At 38.2% G+C, this 22,889-nt stretch carries 22 protein-coding genes; 16 read left to right on the forward strand and 6 right to left on the reverse strand.

The window, feature by feature from the left end; translation table 11 throughout:
* Positions 1 to 47: 47 nt before the first annotated feature.
* Positions 48 to 1,241 carry an ROK family transcriptional regulator gene (locus BSO02S_RS13755; RefSeq protein ID WP_066068102.1) on the reverse strand — a complete coding sequence of 398 codons (1,194 nt, stop codon included), beginning with the start codon at positions 1,239 to 1,241 and terminating at the stop codon, positions 48 to 50.
* Between the two features lie 261 nt (positions 1,242 to 1,502).
* Between BSO02S_RS13755 and uxaC the strand changes: the two genes are divergently transcribed.
* From uxaC to BSO02S_RS27750, 7 genes are all read left to right on the forward strand, one after another.
* The gene (gene uxaC / locus BSO02S_RS13760; RefSeq protein ID WP_066068105.1) at positions 1,503 to 2,906 is read left to right on the forward strand and encodes a glucuronate isomerase; all 1,404 of its coding nucleotides are present in this window, start codon (positions 1,503 to 1,505) and stop codon (positions 2,904 to 2,906) included.
* 97 nt (positions 2,907 to 3,003) lie between these two features.
* Positions 3,004 to 4,416 carry an NADP-dependent phosphogluconate dehydrogenase gene (gnd, locus tag BSO02S_RS13765; RefSeq protein WP_066068108.1) on the forward strand — a complete coding sequence of 471 codons (1,413 nt, stop codon included), beginning with the start codon at positions 3,004 to 3,006 and terminating at the stop codon, positions 4,414 to 4,416.
* Between the two features lie 260 nt (positions 4,417 to 4,676).
* Positions 4,677 to 5,576, forward strand: a complete 900-nt coding sequence (locus tag BSO02S_RS13770; RefSeq protein ID WP_066068111.1) for an AraC family transcriptional regulator — start codon at positions 4,677 to 4,679, stop codon at positions 5,574 to 5,576.
* 2 nt (positions 5,577 to 5,578) lie between these two features.
* Complete coding sequence (locus tag BSO02S_RS28010; protein WP_235846923.1) at positions 5,579 to 5,923, forward strand: hypothetical protein; 345 nt, start codon at positions 5,579 to 5,581, stop codon at positions 5,921 to 5,923.
* A gap of 60 nt (positions 5,924 to 5,983) precedes the next feature.
* On the forward strand, positions 5,984 to 6,202 hold the full coding sequence (locus tag BSO02S_RS28015; protein ID WP_305781559.1) for a sugar phosphate isomerase/epimerase family protein: 219 nt from the start codon (positions 5,984 to 5,986) through the stop codon (positions 6,200 to 6,202).
* Between the two features lie 267 nt (positions 6,203 to 6,469).
* Complete coding sequence (locus tag BSO02S_RS13780) at positions 6,470 to 7,630, forward strand: Gfo/Idh/MocA family protein (RefSeq protein ID WP_066068114.1); 1,161 nt, start codon at positions 6,470 to 6,472, stop codon at positions 7,628 to 7,630.
* Between the two features lie 72 nt (positions 7,631 to 7,702).
* Complete coding sequence (locus BSO02S_RS27750; RefSeq protein ID WP_066068116.1) at positions 7,703 to 7,933, forward strand: Gfo/Idh/MocA family oxidoreductase; 231 nt, start codon at positions 7,703 to 7,705, stop codon at positions 7,931 to 7,933.
* A 37-nt stretch (positions 7,934 to 7,970) separates the two neighbouring features.
* Here BSO02S_RS27750 and BSO02S_RS13790 read toward each other — a convergent pair whose 3' ends face one another.
* On the reverse strand, positions 7,971 to 9,137 hold the full coding sequence (locus tag BSO02S_RS13790) for an ROK family protein (protein WP_066068118.1): 1,167 nt from the start codon (positions 9,135 to 9,137) through the stop codon (positions 7,971 to 7,973).
* A gap of 268 nt (positions 9,138 to 9,405) precedes the next feature.
* On the opposite strand from BSO02S_RS13790, the gene BSO02S_RS13795 reads away from it, so the two are divergent.
* From BSO02S_RS13795 to BSO02S_RS13830, 8 genes are all read left to right on the forward strand, one after another.
* Positions 9,406 to 10,674: a nickel pincer cofactor-dependent isomerase, group 22 gene (locus BSO02S_RS13795; protein ID WP_066068121.1), complete on the forward strand. Its 1,269-nt coding sequence runs from the start codon at positions 9,406 to 9,408 to the stop codon at positions 10,672 to 10,674.
* Positions 10,675 to 10,696: 22 nt separating this feature from the next.
* Entirely contained in the window at positions 10,697 to 11,467 is a 771-nt protein-coding gene (locus BSO02S_RS13800; protein ID WP_066068124.1) for an SDR family oxidoreductase, read from the forward strand.
* 88 nt (positions 11,468 to 11,555) lie between these two features.
* Positions 11,556 to 12,359, forward strand: coding sequence for an ATP-dependent sacrificial sulfur transferase LarE (gene larE, locus BSO02S_RS13805; RefSeq protein WP_066068127.1), 804 nt, complete (start codon positions 11,556 to 11,558; stop codon positions 12,357 to 12,359).
* Between the two features lie 152 nt (positions 12,360 to 12,511).
* On the forward strand, positions 12,512 to 13,987 hold the full coding sequence (locus BSO02S_RS13810; protein ID WP_066068129.1) for a gluconokinase: 1,476 nt from the start codon (positions 12,512 to 12,514) through the stop codon (positions 13,985 to 13,987).
* A 16-nt stretch (positions 13,988 to 14,003) separates the two neighbouring features.
* Positions 14,004 to 14,777, forward strand: coding sequence for a nickel pincer cofactor biosynthesis protein LarB (gene larB / locus BSO02S_RS13815; protein ID WP_066068131.1), 774 nt, complete (start codon positions 14,004 to 14,006; stop codon positions 14,775 to 14,777).
* Positions 14,758 to 15,597: a nickel pincer cofactor biosynthesis protein LarC gene (gene larC, locus BSO02S_RS28295; protein WP_066068135.1), complete on the forward strand. Its 840-nt coding sequence runs from the start codon at positions 14,758 to 14,760 to the stop codon at positions 15,595 to 15,597. The genes larB and larC overlap by 20 nt, the downstream gene beginning before the upstream one ends.
* 56 nt (positions 15,598 to 15,653) lie before the next feature.
* On the forward strand, positions 15,654 to 16,127 hold the full coding sequence (gene larC2 / locus BSO02S_RS28300) for a nickel pincer cofactor biosynthesis protein LarC2 (RefSeq protein ID WP_084375025.1): 474 nt from the start codon (positions 15,654 to 15,656) through the stop codon (positions 16,125 to 16,127).
* Between the two features lie 30 nt (positions 16,128 to 16,157).
* Positions 16,158 to 16,805: an urease accessory protein UreH gene (locus BSO02S_RS13830; protein ID WP_066068138.1), complete on the forward strand. Its 648-nt coding sequence runs from the start codon at positions 16,158 to 16,160 to the stop codon at positions 16,803 to 16,805.
* Between the two features lie 49 nt (positions 16,806 to 16,854).
* Here the strand turns inward: BSO02S_RS13830 and BSO02S_RS13835 are convergent, their stop codons facing one another.
* The 3 genes from BSO02S_RS13835 to BSO02S_RS13845 all read right to left on the reverse strand — a co-directional run bounded on the left by BSO02S_RS13835 (position 16,855) and on the right by BSO02S_RS13845 (position 19,748).
* The gene (locus BSO02S_RS13835) at positions 16,855 to 17,133 is read right to left on the reverse strand and encodes a hypothetical protein (protein WP_066068140.1); all 279 of its coding nucleotides are present in this window, start codon (positions 17,131 to 17,133) and stop codon (positions 16,855 to 16,857) included.
* A gap of 10 nt (positions 17,134 to 17,143) precedes the next feature.
* A complete protein-coding gene (locus tag BSO02S_RS13840) occupies positions 17,144 to 18,424 on the reverse strand; it encodes an ArsB/NhaD family transporter (protein WP_066068142.1) in 1,281 nt (426 codons plus the stop codon).
* A gap of 208 nt (positions 18,425 to 18,632) precedes the next feature.
* A complete protein-coding gene (locus BSO02S_RS13845; RefSeq protein ID WP_066068145.1) occupies positions 18,633 to 19,748 on the reverse strand; it encodes a metallophosphoesterase in 1,116 nt (371 codons plus the stop codon).
* A gap of 258 nt (positions 19,749 to 20,006) precedes the next feature.
* On the opposite strand from BSO02S_RS13845, the gene BSO02S_RS13850 reads away from it, so the two are divergent.
* The gene (locus BSO02S_RS13850) at positions 20,007 to 20,348 is read left to right on the forward strand and encodes a cupin domain-containing protein (protein ID WP_066068148.1); all 342 of its coding nucleotides are present in this window, start codon (positions 20,007 to 20,009) and stop codon (positions 20,346 to 20,348) included.
* 64 nt (positions 20,349 to 20,412) lie between these two features.
* On the opposite strand, the gene BSO02S_RS13855 is transcribed toward BSO02S_RS13850, so the two are convergent.
* On the reverse strand, positions 20,413 to 22,569 hold the full coding sequence (locus BSO02S_RS13855) for an MMPL family transporter (RefSeq protein ID WP_066068152.1): 2,157 nt from the start codon (positions 22,567 to 22,569) through the stop codon (positions 20,413 to 20,415).
* Positions 22,570 to 22,889: the final 320 nt, after the last annotated feature.

Consider the following 22,889-nt stretch of genomic DNA (forward strand, 5'->3'; position numbering starts at 1 on the left):
GCTAGAAGTACTTTAAAAGATAACCAAGTTTGAAAGAGGGGAAACTGTTAGATGATTGCGTTTGTATTATTTTGATTTTGTTCAACCAAGGACAAATTCAGCATAGGCACATTAAGGAAATGTTTAATTGCTAGTGCACATGCTCCTAAAACGCATGATTTTTTCCCAATCGGGGATATCAATAATTCACGATAATGACTGATGGATGAATTCAGGTTTTCTCTAATTTTATTTAGAGAGTCCGGATACATACGCAACAATTCACTCTCCAAAACGAGTACGTCCGGGTTGTACATATTAATCATATTATTCAATCCAATCGAAAGGTAATAGATAAAATGTTCCATTAATTCGGTTACTTCCTCATCACCTTCTTCAAGCCATCTTTGAATTTGTTCATATGTAAGATTTTTAATGTTTCTTTTTTCAGAAAGATATTCAAAAATGCTTGATTCGGAGGCATACTTTTCCCAGCATCCTTTATTTCCACAATTGCATTGTTTTCCACCCGGCATGATAATCATATGGCCGGCTTCGCCTGCAAAACCGTCATGTCCCCGAAAAAATTCATAGTTCATCATCATCCCGAGGCCAATGCCGGAATAGAGGGTGGCGCATAAAAGATTATTCGTTTCATGGTGAAAAAATACCCTCTGAGCAAATGAGGAAAGATTCGCATTGTTTTCTAGGTAAATTTTGATACCGATTTCTTCTTCCAAATCTTTTTTTAAGTAAATACCATGCCAGTTAAACCGCGGTACATAATGAATAATTTCATCAATAGATACAAGGCCATGGATGGCAATAACAATTCCAACAATTCCATAACGGCTATCCATGTATTCTGCTTTGAATTTATTAATCTGTTCAATTAAAATTTTTAATACCTCTGAATAATCATTGGTTTTTATTTCAATTATAGTTGAAGAAATTGGCTGACCAAGAAGATTAGAAAGTGTAAAGGAAATTTGTTCAAAATCGAGGTCAATTCCAAGCGCATAGCCTGCTTGGCCGTTTAACGAGAGCATGATCGGCTTTCTGCCAACAAAATTGTACTCAAGTTGTGTTTCAACAATCAGACCCTCTTCCAATAAGTCAGCCACCTGTGCTGAGATGGTAGCCCTAGTCAAGGCTGTAACCTTAGATAGATCTGCACGCGAAATCATCCCTTCTTTGACAATTTCGCGGATAATAATAGAACGATTGATTTTTTTTATGTATGCCGCATCACCGGTAACCATTTAAATCCCCCAATTTAAGCAACTGTAGTACTACTACAATTATAACAGGTTTAAAGTAAATAGGTCTTTTCTGATTTCAATTTATTCATTAACTTGTCAATTGACTAAACCTAATAAAAATGATAAATTATTCATGTAATTAATTTGTTTATTAAACAAATTAAAAGAAATGAAACGAATTTTATTTTTTAAAATGCTTTGAAAGGGTTTACAGAAGAGCGCAATAGTAGTAGCCATTTCAGTATATTAGGAGGAACTATGATGAAGTCCTTTTTAAACAATCACTTTTTGCTAAACACAGAAACAGCAATCAAATTGTATGAAAATGCTGCTGCCGAGGCACCAATCTTTGATTTCCACTGTCACTTAAATCCGCAGGAAGTATGGGAAAACAAGTCATATGAAAATATTACCCAAATATGGCTTGCGGGAGACCATTATAAATGGCGGACCATGCGCATGCATGGAGTTAGTGAAAGATACATTACTGGTGACGCAGCGGATTGGGAGAAATTCGAAGCATGGGCTGGGACAGTACCGTATTTAATTGGAAATCCTGTTTATCACTGGACACACTTAGAATTAAAAATGTTTTTCGGTATTGACAAAGTACTAAGCCCGGAAACTGCCCGTGAAATTTGGGATGAATGTAATGAAAAGTTACAAAAGCCCGAATATAGTGCAAGAGCTTTTATTGAAAAATCCAATGTGAAATTTATTGGCACTACTGATGATCCGATATCGACACTTGAATACCATCAATTGTTGAGAAATGACGAATCCTTTAAAACCATTATTGCACCAACATTCCGTCCTGATGGGGCACTATTCATTGACCGTCCAACATTCACCAGCTGGATTGAAAAATTAGCGCAAGTTTCCGGCGTGAAGGTTGATACACTTGATGGATTTTTAGCTGCTCTTAAACAACGAGTGGCCTATTTCCATGAAAACGGCGGCCGGGCATCGGATCATGATATTCAAAAAATGGAATTCGTGGAAACATCGAAGCAGCAGGTTGAAGCCATTTTCAATAAACGTTTAAGCGGCGAACAACTTACAAATGACGAATTAGTAGCATATCGAAATTTCCTTTTAAAAGAGCTTGGAAAAATGTATGCTGAAAAACAATGGGTTATGCAGCTGCATATGGGTGCAATGAGAAACAACAACACCAAAATGAAAGAGCTAATTGGCCCTGACACAGGATTTGATTCCGTTGGCGAAGCGAATATGGCGGAAGGCTTGTCTCGCTTCCTAGATGCACTTGATCAGGAAAACGCACTTCCAAGAACAGTGTTATTTAACTTAAATCAAAAAGATAATGTTGTGTTAGCAGGTATGATGGGGAACTTCTATGAAGAAGGCGTTCCAGGGAAGGTTCAACTAGGCTCGGGCTGGTGGTTCGTGGACCACATCGATGGAATGGAAAAACAAATGAAGGACTTTGCAAATGTTGGCGTACTTAGTCACTTTATTGGTATGTTGACAGACTCACGAAGCTTCCTTTCATATGCACGTCATGATTACTTCCGTCGAATTCTTTGTAACATTCTTGGCGATTGGGTGGAACAAGGGTTGGCGCCAAATGACATGAAGCACATGGAGCAAATGGTCCTAAATATTTGCTATCATAATGCCGAAAGATATTTTTTAGAAAGATAATACCTAATAAATTTCCGGAGTTTAATTATAAGGCTTAATATTTAAAATAGGTTAGAATAGAGTAATAAGTATTTTGAGAAAGGAAAGGGATTTTGATATGTCTCAACAACAAATTGGTGTAATTGGTCTAGCGGTTATGGGGAAAAACCTTGCATTAAATATTGAGAGTCGCGGCTATTCTGTCGCTGTTTTTAACCGTTCATATGATAAAACAGAAGCGTTTTTAAAGAACGAAGCTGAGGGAAAAAACTTTGTCGGTGCTCGTACTGTTGAAGAATTTGTGAACTCTTTAGAAAAGCCGCGGAAAATCTTATTAATGGTTAAGGCCGGTACGGCAACAGACGCTACGATTGAATCGTTAAAACCATATCTTGAAGAAGGCGATATTCTTATCGACGGCGGAAATACGTTCTTCCAAGATACGATTAGACGTAATAAGGAACTAGAAACTGCAGGGTTCCATTTTATCGGTACCGGTGTTTCCGGCGGTGAAGAAGGGGCATTAAAAGGTCCTTCCATCATGCCAGGCGGTAAAAAAGAAGCCTATGATTTAGTGAAGCCTATTTTAGAAGCGATTTCCGCTAAAGTGGAAGGAGACCCTTGCTGTACCTATATTGGTCCGAATGGAGCTGGACACTATGTGAAAATGGTGCATAATGGGATTGAATATGGCGATATGCAATTAATTTCAGAAGCTTATTTTATTCTAAAAAATGTCCTTAATTTAAGTGCTGAAGAGCTTCATACCGTATTTGCTGAGTGGAATAAAGGTGAATTAGACAGCTACTTAATTGAAATTACTGCAGATATTTTTACAAAAGTAGATGAAGAAACAGGCAAACCATTGGTTGACTTAATTCTAGACACTGCCGGTCAAAAAGGTACTGGTAAATGGACTAGCCAAAATGCTTTAGATTTAGGAGTTCCACTTCCACTTATTACAGAATCTGTTTTTGCCCGCTGTATTTCAGCAATGAAAGATGAGCGTGTGAAGGCAAGTAAGGTTCTTAGCGGCCCTGAAGCGAAAGCCTATGATGCTAATAAAGAAGAGTTAATTGAAGCGGTTCGGAAAGCACTGTATATGAGCAAAATTTGTTCCTATGCCCAAGGATTTGCACAAATGCGTGCAGCATCCGAAGAATACGATTGGAATCTTCGTTATGGGGATATTGCGATGATTTTCCGTGGTGGCTGTATTATTCGTGCTCAATTCTTACAAAAAATCAAAGAAGCATATGACCGTGATCCTGCATTAGCGAACCTATTATTAGATCCATATTTTAAAGAGATTGTTGAGAGTTATCAACAAGCGTTACGTAAAGTTCTTGCTGTGGCAATTGAGCGTGGTATTCCGGTGCCATCATTCACGAGCGCCATTGCTTACTATGACAGCTATCGCACTGAAACACTTCCAGCAAATCTATTGCAGGCACAACGTGATTACTTTGGTGCCCATACCTATCAGCGTATTGATAAAGAAGGAGTTTTCCATACAAACTGGATGGAATAGAAAGTTTGTTCCCATAAAATAGAACAATAAGTCCCTTTTAGTATTAATAGAGACAAAACTAGCACAAAATAAGGCTGGGTTTGTCTCTTTTTTTATCTGAAATTTTTCTATAAAAAGCAATTCGAGTCAAATATTCCAACAAAGTAAGCAATTTTAGGGAATGTTTTTTATTTAAAAAAGCAATAAAATGAGAGTAAGCTCTAATTGACATGCTTTTTTAATAAAAAATGACACCGCTTTCCTAAGGAGGTGTGGGAGAAATGGATAATTGGATAAATGCTCATTATAGAATGCAGGGAATGCCGACTTCAACCTTTGATTTTCACTCACATCTGGAATATGAGATTTACTTTTTCCACGCGGGTGAATGTAGGTATTTAATCAATAATCGGATATATGATTTGCAGCCGGGGGATATTTTATTAATGGATGGTTTAACCTTGCATAAGCCGAACCCAAACCCTTGCTCGGAAAGCACATATACGAGGAGTGTTATTCATTTTTCACCTGCTTACTTGCAGGAGTTATTGTCAGTCCTTGGAGCCAAGCGTGTATTAGATCCATTTGTAAAATTAAATAATTGTCTTTTAAGAACAGGTTATGATGAGTCGGCCCAGTTCGTTGATGAAAGGATTGAGAGGATTGCTCGTATGCTTTCGAACAGTGATAAAGAACGGCAACAAACAGGCCAAAAAAACGTGATTATTTTAGCGGAAATGAAGCTTGAGTTTGTTCAATTGTTGATAGCGATTTATAAAATAAGTCAAAAGAAATTGTCCCATGTTCCAAGCAAACCGACCGAAAAGGAACAACATGCCGAGACGATGGCATCTTGGATTAATAAAAACTATACCGAAAAAGTTAGTTTGGATCGCTTGGCAGCAGAATTAAATTTGAGTAAGTACTATGCTTCGCATGTATTTAAGGAAGTCACAGGCTTTACGGTGATGGAGTATTTGATGGGGTGCCGAGTTAATCAAGCGAAATATTTGTTGGAAATGGAACCTAATTGGTCATTAGCAGAAGTGTCTCGTCACTCGGGTTTCGAGAGTTCAGCGCATTTCAGTAGGTATTTTAAAGATAAGGTAGGCATCACGCCATCAAATTATCGCAGAAATAGATTAAATAGCAATCATTCAGCAAATAAGGAGGAACAGTAGAAATGAATCAAGATTTAATGATTTCCGGCTTTTCAGATGAAATTTCTTCTGATTTCGATACCCAGCTTGAAGTTGTAGCGAAGCTAGGTATGAAGTACATTTCATTGTGCGGTATTGATGGCAAAAACATTGGTGATTTTACAGTAGAAGAGATTAAAGATAGTGTACAACCAAGGCTGAAAAAAGCGGGGATCGGTGTATCTTCCGTTGGATCGCCGATTGGCAAGGTGTTCATTAATGACGAAGAAGGCTTTACGAAACAAAAGCTGATATTGGACACGCTTTGCCAAATTAGTAATCTACTAGATTTTCAGTATATCCGTATATTCAGCTTTTATATTCCATAAGGAGAAAATACTGATAGCTATAGAGATGAAGTTTTCAGTAAGATCAAGGAATTTGCTGCGATTGCGGAAAAATACGATTTGATTTTCCTGCATGAAAATGAAAAAGATATCTATGGTGATATTGGAAGGCGCTGTAAGGAGATTTTGAAAGAGGTTGGCCCGCCCTCCTTTAAAGCCATTTTTGATTTTGCTAACTTTGTCCAGTGCGGTGAAGACAGTCAAGAATGCTACGATTTGCTAAAAGATGATATTGTCTATATCCACATCAAGGATGTGTAACAACAGATAGTCAAAAGGTAGTCTGTGGCACCGGGGAAGGTAAAATTCCTTAGATCCTCTAGCAAAGGCAATTCATAGCGGTTCCAAAGGCTTTTTAACGCTTGAGCCTCACTTAGTTCTATTTGATTCTTTGAAAGATTTAGAGCTGGAGGATGCGGCAGACGTAATTAAGGATAACAAGGGGCTGGATGGTGCAGGCGGATATAAGCTTCAATATGAGTCACTAATAAACATTCTAGAAAAAATAGAAAGCGGGGAGAAATGAATATGAAAACTATTAGATTAGGGATTATTGGTATCGGCGCACAAGGCGGAACATACGCAGGATTTATCGCAGAAGGTAAAGTTAAAAACATGGTACTCGGAGCAATTTGTGACATTGACCCAGCTAAAAAGGAAATGTGTGCAGAAAAGTACCCTGATGTTCCCTTCTATGATAATTACATTGAAATGCTTGAAAGCGGTAATGTTGATGCAGTCGTTACTACTGTACCACACTATCTGCACCCAGAGATTGGAATTGCTGCATTACTAAGGGATATCCATGCATTGGTAGAAAAGCCAGCAGGTGTTTACACAAAACAAGTAAAAGAATTAAACGAATTTGCCGCATCAAAACCAGAGTTAACATTCGGTATCTTTTTTAACCAAAGAACAAATCCACTTTATCAAAAAGTGAAAGAGCTAATAGATAATGGAGAAATTGGCACTATTCGTCGGACAAACTGGATTATTACAACATGGTGGAGACCACAAGGCTACTACGACCAAAGTGCATGGAGAGCAACTTGGAGCGGCGAAGGCGGCGGTGTCCTTGTCAACCAAGCACCACACCAAATCGATTTGCTTCAATGGATTTGTGGCATGCCTAAAAAAGTGTATTCCAATGTAAAATACGGCTTCCAACGAAATATCGCCGTTGAAGATGAAGTAACGACATTACTTGACTATGGTAATGGAGCAACCGGTGTCTTTATTACGTGTACACACGATATTCTAGGTACTGACCGTTTTGAAATATTAGGAAATAAGGGGAAAATTGTTGTCGATGATAGTAAGAAGATTACCATCAAACGCCTTAAAACACCTGAGTCTGAAATGAGCGCTACGATAAGCTGGGCAGATGTCATGAAGATTTTCACAGGTCAAGGCCCAGAAGATATCTATAGTGAAGAAGTGCTCGAATTTAATAGTGTTTGGGGGGCACAGCATATTTCAGTGTTAGAAAACTTCGCAGCCAATATCGTCGATGGTACTCCACTTATTGCACCTGGCAGTGATGGAATCAAGGGTGTTGCATTGGCAAATGCCATCCATCTATCAAGCTGGTTAGGTAAAGAAGTAGAGCTTCCGATTGATGAAGAATTATATTTGGCAGAATTAAACAAGAAGATTGAAGAAGAAAAAAAGAATCCAATTAAAAAATAGTCTTTTATTTTTAGAATCAAACGAACTCAGATTCTTCGTACTCCTGAGTTCGTTTGCAAAGGGGATCGGCTAATGCTAAATGTAGCAGTTATAGGGCTTGGCGATATTTCTAAAATTCATATTCCAGCAATACAGGCTAACCCGAATGCCCAGTTGGTGGCAGTCTGTGATATAGATGAAGCGATGCAAAGGGATTATTTTTTGCTACCAACGCCAATGCAGACGATTCCAGTGTTGAGCTGCAGGTGCTTTTGGAAAAAGGAAATTTACGATCAAAGACAGCATCTTAACGAAGGTAAATGAAAATATGAAGAAAGAAAAAGCCCCTGAATTCGAGGGCTTATCTATTGTCAATAGTTAAACTTAACTTAGTGACTTCTAAAAAGTTTTTAATTGCTAAAGCACAGGCTCCCATTACGGATGCTTTATTTCCAAGGTCTGATATGAGTAGTTCACAGTAATGGCTAACGGTTGAAGTGAGGTGAGCCTGGATTTCTGATATAGCATTTGGATATATTCGCAGTAATTCACTATTAATAACTAAAATCTCTGGATTATACAGATTAATAATATTATTGATCCCAATTGAAAGAAACTTAATATAATGCTCCATTTGCTTACACGTATTAGGTTCTTGCTCCAAAAGCAAATTTCGGATATCACCATACCTTAAATCGAGTTTGTTCTGCTGTTTAGATACTCGTTTAAGTAAACTTGATTCCGAAGCATATTGTTCCCAACAGCCCATATTCCCGCAGCTACAAGGAATTCCATCAGGGACAACAATCATATGTCCAATTTCACCTGCATAACCGTGATATCCTTTGAGAGCTTCACCTTTGACCATTATGCCAAGCCCGATTCCTGAATACAAACTTAATGACAATAAGTTCTCACTTTGGTGATGTTTGTATACTTTTTCGGCAAATGAGCACAAATTAGCATTGTTCTCAATATATACATCGATACCAAGTTCATTAATTAAGTCATCTTTTAAATTTTTGTTATGCCACTGATGTTGGGGAACAAAATAAATCATCTCATCCTTATTTACAATTCCATGAATCCCAATAACCACACTTACCAGGCCATAACGAGCTTGTTCGCATAGTTGTCTGTATGCCTTGATATGCTTAATTAATAGTCCAAGAATGACGAGATAATCAGAGGATTGCAGTTCAATTGAATCAGTCTGAACTGGAAAACCGTTAATGTTTGCAAGTGTATACGTAATTGAATTTTTATCAAGGTCCACTCCTAATACAAACCCAGCCTGCTCGTTAATCGAAAGCATGATTGGCCTTCTGCCAAGATTTTTATGCTCTTGCTGGGTTTCAACAATTAATTCTTCCGCCAATAAATCAGCGGCTTGAACAGAAATAGTTGCCTTATTTAATCCCGTAATTTTTGCTAAATCTGCTCTAGAAATCTTCCCATATTCAATAATTTTGCTGATGATTAAAGAACGGTTAATTTTTTTGATATATGCAGCATCGCCGGTAAGCATAAAATCCCTCCTTTGTTTCTTCTTTTGAAATAGACTAATAAAAATGGTATGTTATGCTACATAATTATTGACGTAAAGTTAGCATAATGATATTATACAGGTAATTAGTTTGTTTGGTAAACAAATTAAGTTATATAAATTCATAAATTAATTTAGGATTATAATGAAAGGGATTACAAAAGAGTTTTTTAATGAAATAGACATACCATTTACATGGAATTTTATCCAGTGTAGAACTCTTACATACTGAAAAGGAGTGTGTTTGTCCGTGGGTATACTTCAAGAGTTATTAAAAGATATTCCAATACCAAAAATGGCAAAAGTAAAAGTGAAGTTTGACGACGAAGAGATTGTAGATCTCGGCACAGTTTTAAAAGAAAAATTACAGCAAGAACAAATTAGAAAAACAGTCAAGCCTGGCATGGAAATCGCTATCGCTATAGGAAGCAGGGGACTTGACCGCCTAGTGGAATTAACTGCCGTAACGGTGCAGTTCTTAAAGGAATTAGGAGCAAAGCCATTCATCGTTCCAAGCATGGGAAGCCATGGTGGTGCTACAGCGAAAGGACAGCGCGAAGTGTTAGCGCATCTTGGGGTTACAGAGGAAAGCGCGGGTTGTGAAATTCGCTCATCGATGGAAGTAGTAAAGATTAGCGAACTGTCGAATGGATTGCCTGTATATGTCGATAAATATGCTTCAGAAGCTGATGGCATTGTGGTAATCAATCGGGTGAAACCACATACGGCATTCCGGGGCCCTGTTGAAAGCGGACTTATGAAGATGATAAGTATCGGCTTAGGGAAACAAAAAGGAGCCGAAGCATGCCATCAAATGGGTTTTAAGTATATGGCAGAAAATGTGCCAGCAATGGCGAAAATCATCATGGAAAAAACACCATTCCTTTTCGGGGTTGCTACTGTTGAAAATGCTTTTGACAAAGTGGCAATTGTTGAAGCTTTAACACAAGAAGAGATTATCGAAAAAGAAGCTGGGTTACAGACACAAGCTAAAGCCTTATTGCCAAAGCTATTTTTTGATCAATTGGATGTTCTTGTAATAGATGAAATTGGTAAAAATATTAGCGGGGATGGAATGGATCCAAATATCACAGGTCGTTATCCCACTCCATATGCCACTGGCGGCCCTGATGTTAACAAAATGGTGGTACTCGATGTAACAGATGAATCAGAGGGTAATGCCAATGGAGTTGGAACCGCAGATTTTACGACCCAACGCCTAGTAGACAAAATGGATTTAGAAGGAACCTATGCAAATGGTTTAACATCAACCGTTGTAGCTCCAACAAAAATAGCTACTACATTACCAAACGATAAACAATCGATTCAAGCGGCTGTTAAAACATGCAATATATTAGATTTCAATAATGTCAAACTGGTTCGAATAAAAAATACCTTAAAGCTAAGTGAAATTGAAGTTTCCGAACAGCTTCTTGACTATATAGCAAGTCATCCAAATATGGAGCAGGTTTCAGACCTTTATGAATTCCCATTTGATGAAAACGGGAATTTATTTTAAATAATGAGGGGAGTAGAGAGATATGGCACAATTATTTGATTTAACAGGGAAAACAGCAATTGCAATTGGGGGGAATGGGGTCTTAGGTTCTGCAATGGCCAAAGGATTAGCAGATTACGGCGCTAAAGTAGCGATTGTCGGCCGTAATCTTGAAAAGGCAGAGGAAGTTGTCAAGGAAATCGAAGCAAGCGGCGGGGAAGCTAAGGCATTTTCAGCAGATGTTAGTTCAAAGGATTCATTAGTTAACGTAGCGAATGAAATTGAACAGTGGTCCGGCGGTTGGGATATTCTCCTGAATGCACCTGGTACAAATAGTGCCACACCTTTTTTTGAACTGAATATGGATGAGTATGATAAAATTATGGATATTAACTTAAAAGGAATTGTGTTAACCTGTCAGATTTTTGCAAAGAGAATGATTGAACAGGAAAGAAAAGGCAGTATCATTAATATTTCATCTGTCTCATCGACAACGCCACTTTCTAGAGTGTTTACGTATTCCGTTTCAAAAGCAGGACTTAACAGTGTTACACAGTTTTTAGCACGTGAATTTGCTCAGAATGGAATTCGTGTTAATGCGATTATTCCAGGATTTTTCCCTGCTGAACAAAATCGAAAAATATTAGACAAAGAACGAATCGAATCCATCATGAGTCATACTCCGATGAAGCGCTTTGGTGAAGCGGAAGAATTACAAGGTGCTACTGTTTGGCTTGCCTCTGAAAAAGCTTCAAGCTTTGTAACAGGTACGCTAGTTCGTGTTGATGGCGGCTTTGGCAGCATGACTATATAATAAACAAGTGCACATAAATCAACCACCTAATAAATAGGTTAAAAGTGGTGGGTAATAGATTAGAGCATGGTGGGGGGAGAAAAGGACAATGCTAACAGAAAAATACAAAAAATTACAGTCTATTCTCCGTGAAATGGAATCGGTAGTTGTCGCATTTTCGGGGGGAGTAGATAGTACGTTTTTGCTAAAGGCTGCACTGGACACATTAGGTGTAGATCATGTGCTAGCCGTAACAGCGGACTCGGAAAGCTATCCGTCTAGTGAACTTGAAGAGGCAAAAGTGCTTGCGGAAAAGATGGGTGTCAGGCACCAAGTGATTGAAACGTCAGAACTTGCGATTCCAGGTTACGCGGAGAACAATAAGAATCGTTGTTACTTTTGCAAGAGCAGTTTATTTGATCATTTACTTCCGGTTATGGAAGAAATGGGCTTTCAAAATGTGATTTATGGTGTTATTGCTGACGATATGAATGAATTTCGTCCTGGTATGCAAGCAGCAAAGGAAAAGGGAATTCGTGGTCCACTGCAAGAGGCTGATTTGTTTAAACAAGACATCAGGGAGCTATCACAAAAGTTTGATTTACCGACATGGGATAAACCATCTTTAGCATGTCTATCATCAAGGATTGCCTATGGTGAGTATATTACTAAAGAAAAGCTTACTAAGGTGGAAAAAGCGGAAGCGTATTTAAAATCCCTTCAACTTCGTCAAGTTCGGGTCCGCACACATCAAGAAATTGCTAGGATTGAAGTCGAACCTAAAGATATGAAAATCGTTTTGGAAAATCATGATTCGATTGTAAAAGAGCTTCAATGCTATGGCTATAAATATATAACGTTAGATTTAATTGGATATCAGAGCGGAAGTATGAATAAGGTCCTCGCCCAATGACCTTTTCTAACGGCAATTTGGGCCAGATAAGTAATTGTTAAAAGAAAAGGCTTTGGAATAATCCAGAGCCTTTTCTTTTAACCATCATAAAAAGAGCAATAAAAGATAATTATGAGCTACAATATAATGTAATGTGAAAAGGAAGATGAAGCATGTCAAGAGAGTTTGTAATTGGACTTGATATTGGAACAACAAGTGTGAAAGCGTGTGTGTTTAATTTACATGGAAAACTAGTAGCAGATGTTGAGAAAATGATTAATTCGGCATACCCAAGGCAGGGGTGGGTGGAGCAAAACCCAATTGAAATTGAACAGTCTGCGATTGTAGCTACCAGAGAAGCTATAGAAAAGGCGGCTATTGAGAAAAATGAAATTGTCTCACTTGGCTTTTCTGCTGCAATGCATTCACTTCTTTGTGTGAATGATAAGGGAACGCCAATATCTCCAGCCCTAATTTGGGCAGATGGAAGAAGCTATAAACAAGCTGAAGATATCATTAATACAATCGGAAAAAATGTTTACAGCAAAACAGGAACACCGATTCATCCAATGACACCATTTGTAAAATTATTATGGATGAAAGAGCAGGAGTATGAACCATATCAAAAGGCGAAATATTTTATGTCCATAAAGGAGTATATACTCCAATGCTGGTTTGGCCAAAGGGTAATCGATTATTCGATGGCATCTGCAACAGGATTATTCAATCCGGCAACACATAAGTGGGAACAAGAGCTATTAGAACTTACAGGTATAACTGAAAATCAGCTTTCTGAAATCGTTCCTCCAACAAAGGTATTAATGGGAATTAAACGCGATAAAGCGGAAGCAATGGGTATTTCACCAGAAATGCCAGTAGTTGTCGGGGCGGCAGATGGACAATTGGCGAATCTGGGAAATGGTGCGATTCTTCCCGGTGAGGTGGCTGTTTCGGTTGGAACTAGCGGGGCTATCAGGCAAGTCACTAAAGGAGTTAAAATTAGTGAAAATCAGGAAACGTTTTGTTATTCTTTTACAGAGGATTCATCTATCATTGGCGGACCGACCAATAATGGGGGCATTGCCTTACAATGGTTAAAAGATCTATTGAAAGATGAAAGAAGTTTTACCGAATTTCTTTCTGATGCTGGACAGGTTGCTCCAGGAGCAGAGGGTTTGCTCTTCCTTCCTTATTTAAATGGCGAAAGAGCACCAATTTGGAATCAGCGGGCAAAAGGGAATTTTTATGGGGTATCCATCACACATAAAAGGGAACATTTTATTCGTGCAGTCCTTGAGGGAGTTACATTTAATCTCTATCAAATTGGAAAAGCATTGGAGCGCTTAACAGGTGAGCCGGAAAAAGTTTATGTCAACGGCGGATTAGCCAGGTCGCCGCTTTGGCTGCAAATGATGGCCGATATTTTTGAAGCAGAAATTTATGTATCGGAAAGTCACCACAGTGCAGCGTGGGGGGCAGCATGGACTTCATTAGTAGCTATTAATAAAGTAAATTCTTTTGAAGAGATTAAACAGAATATTCCAATGGGTAAGCCAACTATTCCAAACAAGGAAAACAGTATTCGTTATAAGAAAATCTATCAGAACTATGAAATGTTAGCAAATGATATGGTGAAATATTTTAGGTAATAAAGGGGGAAATCGAATGCTTGAGGATATTTTAAAGCAAGTTCAAAATGGAACCCTTAGCATAACAGAAGCGAAGGAACAATTAGGAACTTTTGAAAATTTGGGTTTTGCGAAAGTTGACCACCATCGAAAAAAACGACAGGGATTCGCAGAGGTCGTGTATGGGGAAGGAAAAACAGCGGAACAAATCATTTCGATTGTTCAGGCATTAAGGGTACGAAATGACGAAGTACTTGTCACACGAGTTGCAAAGGCGAAGGCTGAACTTATCCGTAGCACACTTCCATATCTTATTTATAATGAAACGGCAAGAATTCTTTTTTGGAAGAAGGAAGCAGCGGGTAAGACAAACTCTCAAGGATACATTGCAGTAATTGCAGCAGGGACATCTGATTTACCGGTGGCTGAAGAGGCAGCTGTAACAGCTGAAGTATTGGGAAGCAGTGTACATCGGATTTATGATGTAGGTGTTGCCGGGATTCATCGCTTGTTAAGCCATGCTGAGGAAATTCAAAATGCGACTGTCTCAGTTGTTGTGGCAGGTATGGAAGGGGCCCTTCCAAGTGTGGTAGGTGGACTTGTTTCCCATCCTGTTATAGCTGTCCCGACAAGTGTTGGTTATGGAGCAAACTTCAATGGATTATCTGCGTTACTTACAATGTTAAACTCATGTGCTTCAGGGATTAGTGTTGTAAATATTGATAATGGATTTGGCGGGGGATATAACGCCGTGTTAATTCACCAACTTGCACAGAGAGGGGCAGGAAAAAATGAAGACACTTTACTTTGATTGTTTTTCAGGAATCAGCGGGGATATGGTCATTGGCGCGCTTATTGATGCTGGTGCAGACCCTCATCGGTTAGAAGAGGAATTAAAAAAGCTTAATATTGATGATGAGTATGAATTAGCATGGAAAAAGATAGTAAAGAATGGGATTACTAGTACAAAGTTTGATGTGCAGTTATTGAATGATGGACTTTCCCATGACCATGAGCATAGCCACGGACACGAGCATGACCATCACCATAGTCATAGCCACGAGCATGAGCATGAGCATGATCACCAGCATAGTCATGGCCACGAGCATGACCATCACCATGAACACCGTGCCTATAAAGATATTGTAAAATTAATTGAGGGCGCTGCTTTTTCTAATCAAGTGAAGGAAACAGCTTTAAAGATATTTAAAAGAATTGGTGAAGCGGAAGGACATATTCATGGGATACCGTTGGAGCAGGTTCATTTTCATGAAGTTGGGGCAGTTGATTCAATTATTGATATTATCGGTGCAGCCATCTTAATTCATCAATTGGAAATAGATGTCATTAAGTCATCACCAGTTCCTGTAGGTACGGGGAAAATCCATATTGACCATGGGATTTATCCGGTACCCGCACCTGCCACACTTGAAATTTTAAAAGGAGTGCCGATTGAACAATCGGATATTAGAGCGGAACTTACGACACCAACGGGTGCAGCGATTGTGGCAGTCCTTGCAGAAGAATTTTGTTCTCTTCCTTCTATGCAGATTCAATCAATTGGCTATGGGGCAGGAACAAAAACCTTTAATAACCACCCAAATGTTCTAAGAGTGATTATTGGTGAGTAAATGAATGAGAAATTGCTTACATAAAATGGTTTTTTAATGTGAAAGGAGTTTGTCTAGTGGACTTACATCCTCCCAATCATGAACATCTTGATTACCAAATGGTCAAAATGGAAGTCAACCTTGATGATATACCAGGGGAATGGCTTGGCAATGTAATGGACCTCCTTTTTGAGGCTGGGGCTAATGATGTTTTCTATACACCCATATATATGAAAAAAAATCGACCAGGCGTGTTGCTTCAATTGCTTTGCTCACAGAAAAATGTAAAGACAATGAAGGAAATTCTATTTAAGGAAACCACCACACTTGGGGTACGCTACTATCCATTAACGGTACACCGCTTAGAAAGAATGTTTAGAAAGGTTTTAACAAAGTGGGGTCCTGTGACAGTAAAAGAGGGTATTTACGAAGGCCAAGTCGTACAAAGAGCCCCGGAGTTTGAAGAATGCAAAAATATTGCACGACTTCATAACATTCCATTGAAACGGGTTTATGAACAAGTTTGGAAATCATTAGGGCAGGAAGAGTAGAAAAGAAAGCAGAAAATAGGGGGGAAAGATTTGATTGTGAGTTTCTTCTCAGTTTTATTCCTAGGATTTATTTTAGGTATTAAGCATTCAATCGAACCGGACCATATTATCGCGGTATCGACCATGGTTGGTCAAAGTAAAAAACTATCACGTTCTACATTAACTGGTGTATTCTGGGGAATCGGTCATACGAGCACACTTTTCATTGTCGGGATGATGCTGGTCCTGATGAAGGGTGAATTAACTGATAAATGGGCAATGTCACTCGAATTTCTAGTCGGCATCATGCTTGTGTATTTAGGAATGAAGAGTATGCTTTTCATTAAAGATTCGAAACAGGACTCGCATAATCATGAGAAAGCATCTTTAATAAAAATTACCTTTATCGGTTTCATTCATGGTTTGGCTGGAAGTGCCGCGATGGTTTTATTAACTATGTCAACCGTTTCCTCTGTATGGGAGTGTGCCTTGTATATTTTAATTTTTGGTACCGGGACGATTATCGGTATGCTCATGTTTACAACAATTATTGGAATTCCTTTTGTGTTCAGTAAAAAAAGCATAGGGGTTAACCGTATGCTGACTAAACTTACGGGTACAGTAAGTTTTTTATTCGGGATCTATTATATGTATAATCTTGGAATTACCGAAGGGTTATTTCAATTATGGACGCAGTAAAAATTAAACGTGTAAAAAATCGGCTGCCAATACGCTGGCAGCCGATTTTTTACACCCATTTAATCTCAAGCAATAATTGTTGCCTAAATAATTGGATTAAAAATTCATTATAAAAGTCTTTCCTTACAATGACTTGATACCTATTGTTTGGATGGATGTAATATAGGATATCTGTTAAGGTTTTATTTTCCTCGAAAAATGCCCGAACTTTTGTGAGTCTTTTCTTTAATTCACTATCCAATAATATAATCGAGAACTCAATATCATCCCCGTTAGCTGTCTCCTTTAGCTCCAGAAGCTTTTCGTCGTATTTATACTCCACTCTCATCAAATTCCCCCTAAATTAAATACCTTAAGTAAATGTAAACCGTACATATTATGATTGAAAGGATCATCAATGGAAAGGCAATTAACAAAAACTTACCAAAAGTAATAGAATGGCCTTCTTTAGCGGCTAGCCCGGCAACAATAACATTGGCGCTAGCACCAATTAATGTACCGTTTCCACCAAGACATGCTCCTAATGAAAGGCTCCACCACAATGGTTCTAAATTAGTGATCCCGAGATCTCCCATATCTTTGATCATGGGAATCATCGTTGCCACAAATGGAATATTATCAATAAATGCAGAGGCAATTGCACTAACCCAGAGAATTAATATCGACGTTGACGCGACATTTCCTCCGGTCAGGTGAACGGAATAGTCTGCTAGTAATGAAATGACTCCGGTTTCAATTAATCCTGATACCAAAACAAACAAGCCTATAAAGAAAAAGATGGTCGTCCATTCTACCTTTACGAAGGCTTTATCTAGATACGTTTCCCCAGTTAATAGCAGTAACAGAAAGGCCCCTGCTAATGCGACTGTTGCTGATTCGAGGTGCAGCAGCTGGTGCAGGAAGAATCCAATAATAGTAAAAGCTAAGGCAATTAACGACTTAATTAAAAGGGTTTTGTCGGTGATTTCTTCCTTTTCATCTAAGTCCATTAAGCTTGACTTTAGCTCAGCTGATGTACGCAGCTGTTTCCGATAGATGAAAGCTAAAATTGCAATATTAACAAAAAGGATAAAAAACGAAATAGCTGTCAGATTATTAATAAATGCCATAAATGTTAATTCTTTAACAGCACTTCCAAGCATGATATTCGGCGGGTCACCGATTAGTGTAGATGTACCCCCAATATTTGATGCGATTATTTCCGTAATCAAAAAGGGGATTGGGTTTACTCGTAATTGTCTTGTAATACTGAATGTAACAGGTACCATTAATAGAACTGTTGTAACATTATCTAAAAAGGCTGAACCTAATGCAGTAATAACTCCCAGTACGAGTAAAATTTTTAACGGATCTCCTTTGACTTTTTTTGCGGCCCAAATCGCTATGTATTTGAATAGACCCGTCTCGGATGTTATCGCGACAATAATCATCATTCCTGTCAGCAACCCAAGAGTATTAAAATCGATATGGTGGAGAGCCTTTTCCTGACCGATAATTCCGAGAATTACCATCATGATACCGCCAGCCATTGCAATGATGGTTCGGTGTATCTTTTCTGTGACGATAAAGGCATATGTAATAAGGAATACGCCAATTGCGACTAGTGCTTGAGTTGACATTTATCGACCTCTTCTCCCAAGTATTTATACAGTTCATTATTAATGAAAAAATGCAAAAGGGAGCCTGTAGTGACAGACTCCCCCTAATAAATCACCATATATTTTTTCTTTATTATTTTATATAACTATACCAAGATTGTAAAGGAAAATTTTGATAATTATGTCGATAGATTATGTCCGGCTTAATACGAAGATTAATTTTCACCGCTTATAACCCCAATCTTTTAATAAAATCAACCGTTTCATCATGATCCGGTTTCACTAATTTAGATAAACCTTTATCCGTCTTTACAAGGGATTTGCCTGATTCATCTGCAATTGGCCTTGTGAAGGATGTTCCTTTTATTATCGTCCACTTATTTGCTTTTTTTTCAAGTCTAAGATCAATAATCCCAAGGCGATTCCCGAATGCACCAGCCATGACTACTGGTTTTCCATTGATGTTACCTGTCTCTATATTCGTATTGGGAAGATGAGTAAACGCTGGTCCTGGGAAGACGCTGTGTGAATGGCCGGCCAATACGACATCAATTCCCGGAATTTGTGTCAAATAATAGACATCGTGTTCAGATTCAGGAGTATAGGGTGTGCTGCTGATGCCTGTATGGGCAAGGACAATAATGATATCTGCACCTTCCCCCTTCATGATAGGGATATATTCCTTCGCTGACTCAACAATAGGTTTGGCAATAACCCTACCTTCAAGATTTGCCTTGTCCCATTTCATGATTTGGGTGGGCATAAAGGCGATAACTCCAATCTTCAATTCATGCTGTGATCCATTTATGTCAACCAGATTCCTTTTTAATATTACAAATGGTGTAAAGTATGGTTTATTTTTTTTTATAGAAATAACATTCGCATTTAAAACTGGCATTTTAGCGCCTTTTAAGGCGGTATTTAGAAATTCAAGTCCATAGTTAAATTCATGGTTTCCAATTGCGACAGCGTCATAAGCCAAATAATTAAAAGCCCGGTAAACTGGGTGTTTCTTTCCTTTATGCATTCCTTTAATCCTTGCTAGATATTCACCGAGCGGATTTCCCTTTAAATGGTCACCATCATCAAACAATAAGGAATTTTTAACTTCCTTCCTAGCCTCATGGATGAGCGTCGCAGTTTTAACTAGTCCAACACGGTTATTTACTTTTGTTTGATAATAATCATAATTGACCAAATCTGCATGTAAATCTGTCGTCTCAAGGATGCGTAAATCAACCACCTCCTGCCCAGTGATGCCGGAGGCTGCGTATGAAAGGGAAGAACATGCAAGCCATAAAGGCGAAAGGATAACGAGTAGAAAAGAAACCTTATGTTTGTGCACTTAGAAGACCTCCATCATAATCTTTATAATAAGGTAATCTTAGTATTCGTTATCCTAAAGGAATTATGATAAATGGGTGCTTCACTTATCAAAATGGGTAGATCCTAAAACGAAAAATCGGCCATTATATTGGCTGGCTTTTCGTTTACACTAATATGGAAGTTTTGTGACATAATAGACAAAGTGATGTAACTCACTTAATTGAAAATGATTTTCATTTAAACTATTAGTATAAACAATTATAAGGAGGAATATTTGATGGAAAAGAATTCGGTAAAAGCATTTATGGAATATAGTGTAGAGAGATTTACAAAAAGAGTTATCTATAAAAAAGGTGAAACAACTGCGTTTGTATTAAATTTCTTACCGGGTCAGCAACTTCCAACACATAAGCATCCGGGAACAGAAGTTTATCTTTATGTTGTAACGGGAACCGGTACAATCATTATTGATGGTGCAGAAACAGAAGTAGCCGAAGCAGATTTAATTCACGTTAGCAGCGAAGAAGAAATGGCCTTTAAGAATATCGGCAGTGAATCAGTAAGCTTGTATGTGGTATTAAGCGAAATTCCAAGTAAACTTTACGCTAAAAACGTTTAATATCAGAAGTTATTAAGCAGCTTAGGACAAGCAAAAAGCCAGCAGATTATGCTGGCTTTTTGCTTTATTTAAGCATTCTTTTATTTTTAGCGCCAAAAAACCACCAATTCCAATCATCTAACAGCTTCATCAAGGCAGGAACCAGGACCATTCTCACTATCGTCGCGTCAATAAAAATCGCAATGGCAATGCCAACCCCCAGCTGTTTAACCGGCATTACTCCTGTAAAGGCAAATGCACCAGTGACGACAATCATAATTGCTGCGGCAGAAGTAATAATTTTACTCGTATAGGTTAATCCGGAGATGGTTGCTTCACTGTTATCACCTGTTTTTAAATAGAATTCCTGGATTCTCGAGATCAAAAACACTTCGTAATCCATCGAAAGCCCAAAAACAAGTGTGAAAACGAATACAGGTAAAATTAATGCAATATCAACCGCTGTTATCCCAAAATGGCCTTGTTGGAAAATCAAGACGACGATGCCAAACGAACAGCCAAGGCTTAACACATTCATTAAAATGGCTTTGATTGGAATGAGCAGTGAACGAAATGCTGCCAGTAGAATCACAAAAGTGGAAATGACGATTAGAAGCAGCCCATATGGAGCTTTTTGATAAATTTCTGCAAATATTTCTTGCTCAAATTTAATCGGACCGCCGAACGAAGCCCTTATCCCTAAATCTTTATTGGACCAATCAGTTACCCACTGTCTTGCCTCGGCTGAATGTTCATCCGTTTTTAAATACACCTCCAAAAGCATTTTATTTTCTCTAATGAAGTGGTCAATTACCGGTGCAACTTTTGATTTGTCACCTAGGGTAAACAATTGATGAAGTTGTTCAACATCTTTTATTCCCGTCGCAGAAAAGGGTGAGTCCACCGTATAAACAAGTGAATCCTTCTCCAGTTTATTTATTACCTGACTTACTGTTTTAAGATTGTTTTTTTCAAGAACGTTTCCTATTGTTTCGAGAACAATGGTCACTTTTTTCTCATCACGTTTTTCTTTAGCAATAAAATGATCTTTAAATATTTCGATGGCCACCCGTGAAGGGTATTTAGGAGGCAGGGAATTAGTGCCGGGTATGGCCAATACCATTTGTTTAACCGGAATCAGTCCCATCAAAAGGATCGCAAGTGCGGCGGCTGCCATTAGAACTGGACGCCTCATTACAAATTTAGCAAATCGATGCCATATACTTGTTTGCTCTTCCGAAAATTTAAGGATACTTAAGTTGTTAATTTTTGTCCCCAGTACGGCAAGCAATGCGGGAAGAAAGGTTAACGCACAAAAAGCTGAAATAAATACTACAGTCATCCCTCCAAGGGCAACATTTTGAAATATATCAATTCTGATAAACCAAAGACCAGCTAATCCAATAAAAACACATAGGCCCGAAAAGATTATCGAACGGCCCGCAGTAGTAACCGTTATTTTTATGGCATCTTCGATGGATTTGGTTTGTATTTCTTCTTTATATCGATTGATAAATAACAAGGCAAAATCAATGCTTAAGGCTAGTCCAATCATCGGGACAATATTTAATATGAAAATGGTTAAATCAGCACCGTAACTAAAGAAATAAACAGTTCCCATTGTGGTTAATATCGAAACTACCCCGATGACAAGCGGGATTGATGCTGCAATAAGACCCCCAAAGGCAAGAATAAGGACAAGTAAGGCAATCGGCAGGCCAATCATTTCGGCTTTAGCTAAATCCCCCTGGCTCGCGGTATTAAGGTCTTGAACAATAATCGGCTCGCCAGTCATCGTTACCTTTAGGCCCTTTTCATTTTGAAGGATTTCCTGTAGTTCGGCGATTTCCTTTCCAAGGTTTTCTGCTTTTTTATTGAAAGTAATAAGTCCATAGGCATAATGATCCTTGAACATCCCGTCGTGTTCAAAAGGCGAAGTGATCTTTTGGGCTCCATCAAAGTTTTTTAAATAATTAAATGTGTCTTGAACAAATGTTTTAAACTTTTTATCACTAATCTTTTTGTCTTTTTCGAAAACTAGGATAATCGAGGATTTGGCTTGTCCAAAGTCTTTTTCGAGGAGCTTTCTTGTTTCATTATATTCTCCTTTATATTCAAAGCCATTTCCGCTTAAAACAGTAGGTAATTTCAAGGCAAAAAATCCAAACAGGAATATGGCAAAAATCCAAAACATCAGCACCCATTTACGATTTCTGTATATGTACCCCCAAAATTTCTGCATCGCAATCGACTCCTTTATTAATTGGAAACTATTTCCTCAATATAGTATACAGGAAGAAATGAAGGTAAAAAAAACGACTATTTCGTGTCCGTAATTCAGTCTAACATCAGCTCCTATTTATAGTATGGTACCAATGTTCCATAAAGTTCCTCCCCTGTTCCATGCCAAAATGAGGGAATGATAATATGTTCAAAGATAATTTTACAAATGTAAATATTGTGGTTTCACTAATTATCTTTGTCACAATAGAGAAAATATCAAAAATAAGCTGCAAGATCATTTTACAGCTCAATTCTTGCTTAAATGAACGGACTAGCAAC

The organism is Neobacillus soli NBRC 102451 (assembly GCF_001591665.1).
GTDB classification, from domain to species: Bacteria; Bacillota; Bacilli; order Bacillales; family Cytobacillaceae; genus Neobacillus; species Neobacillus soli.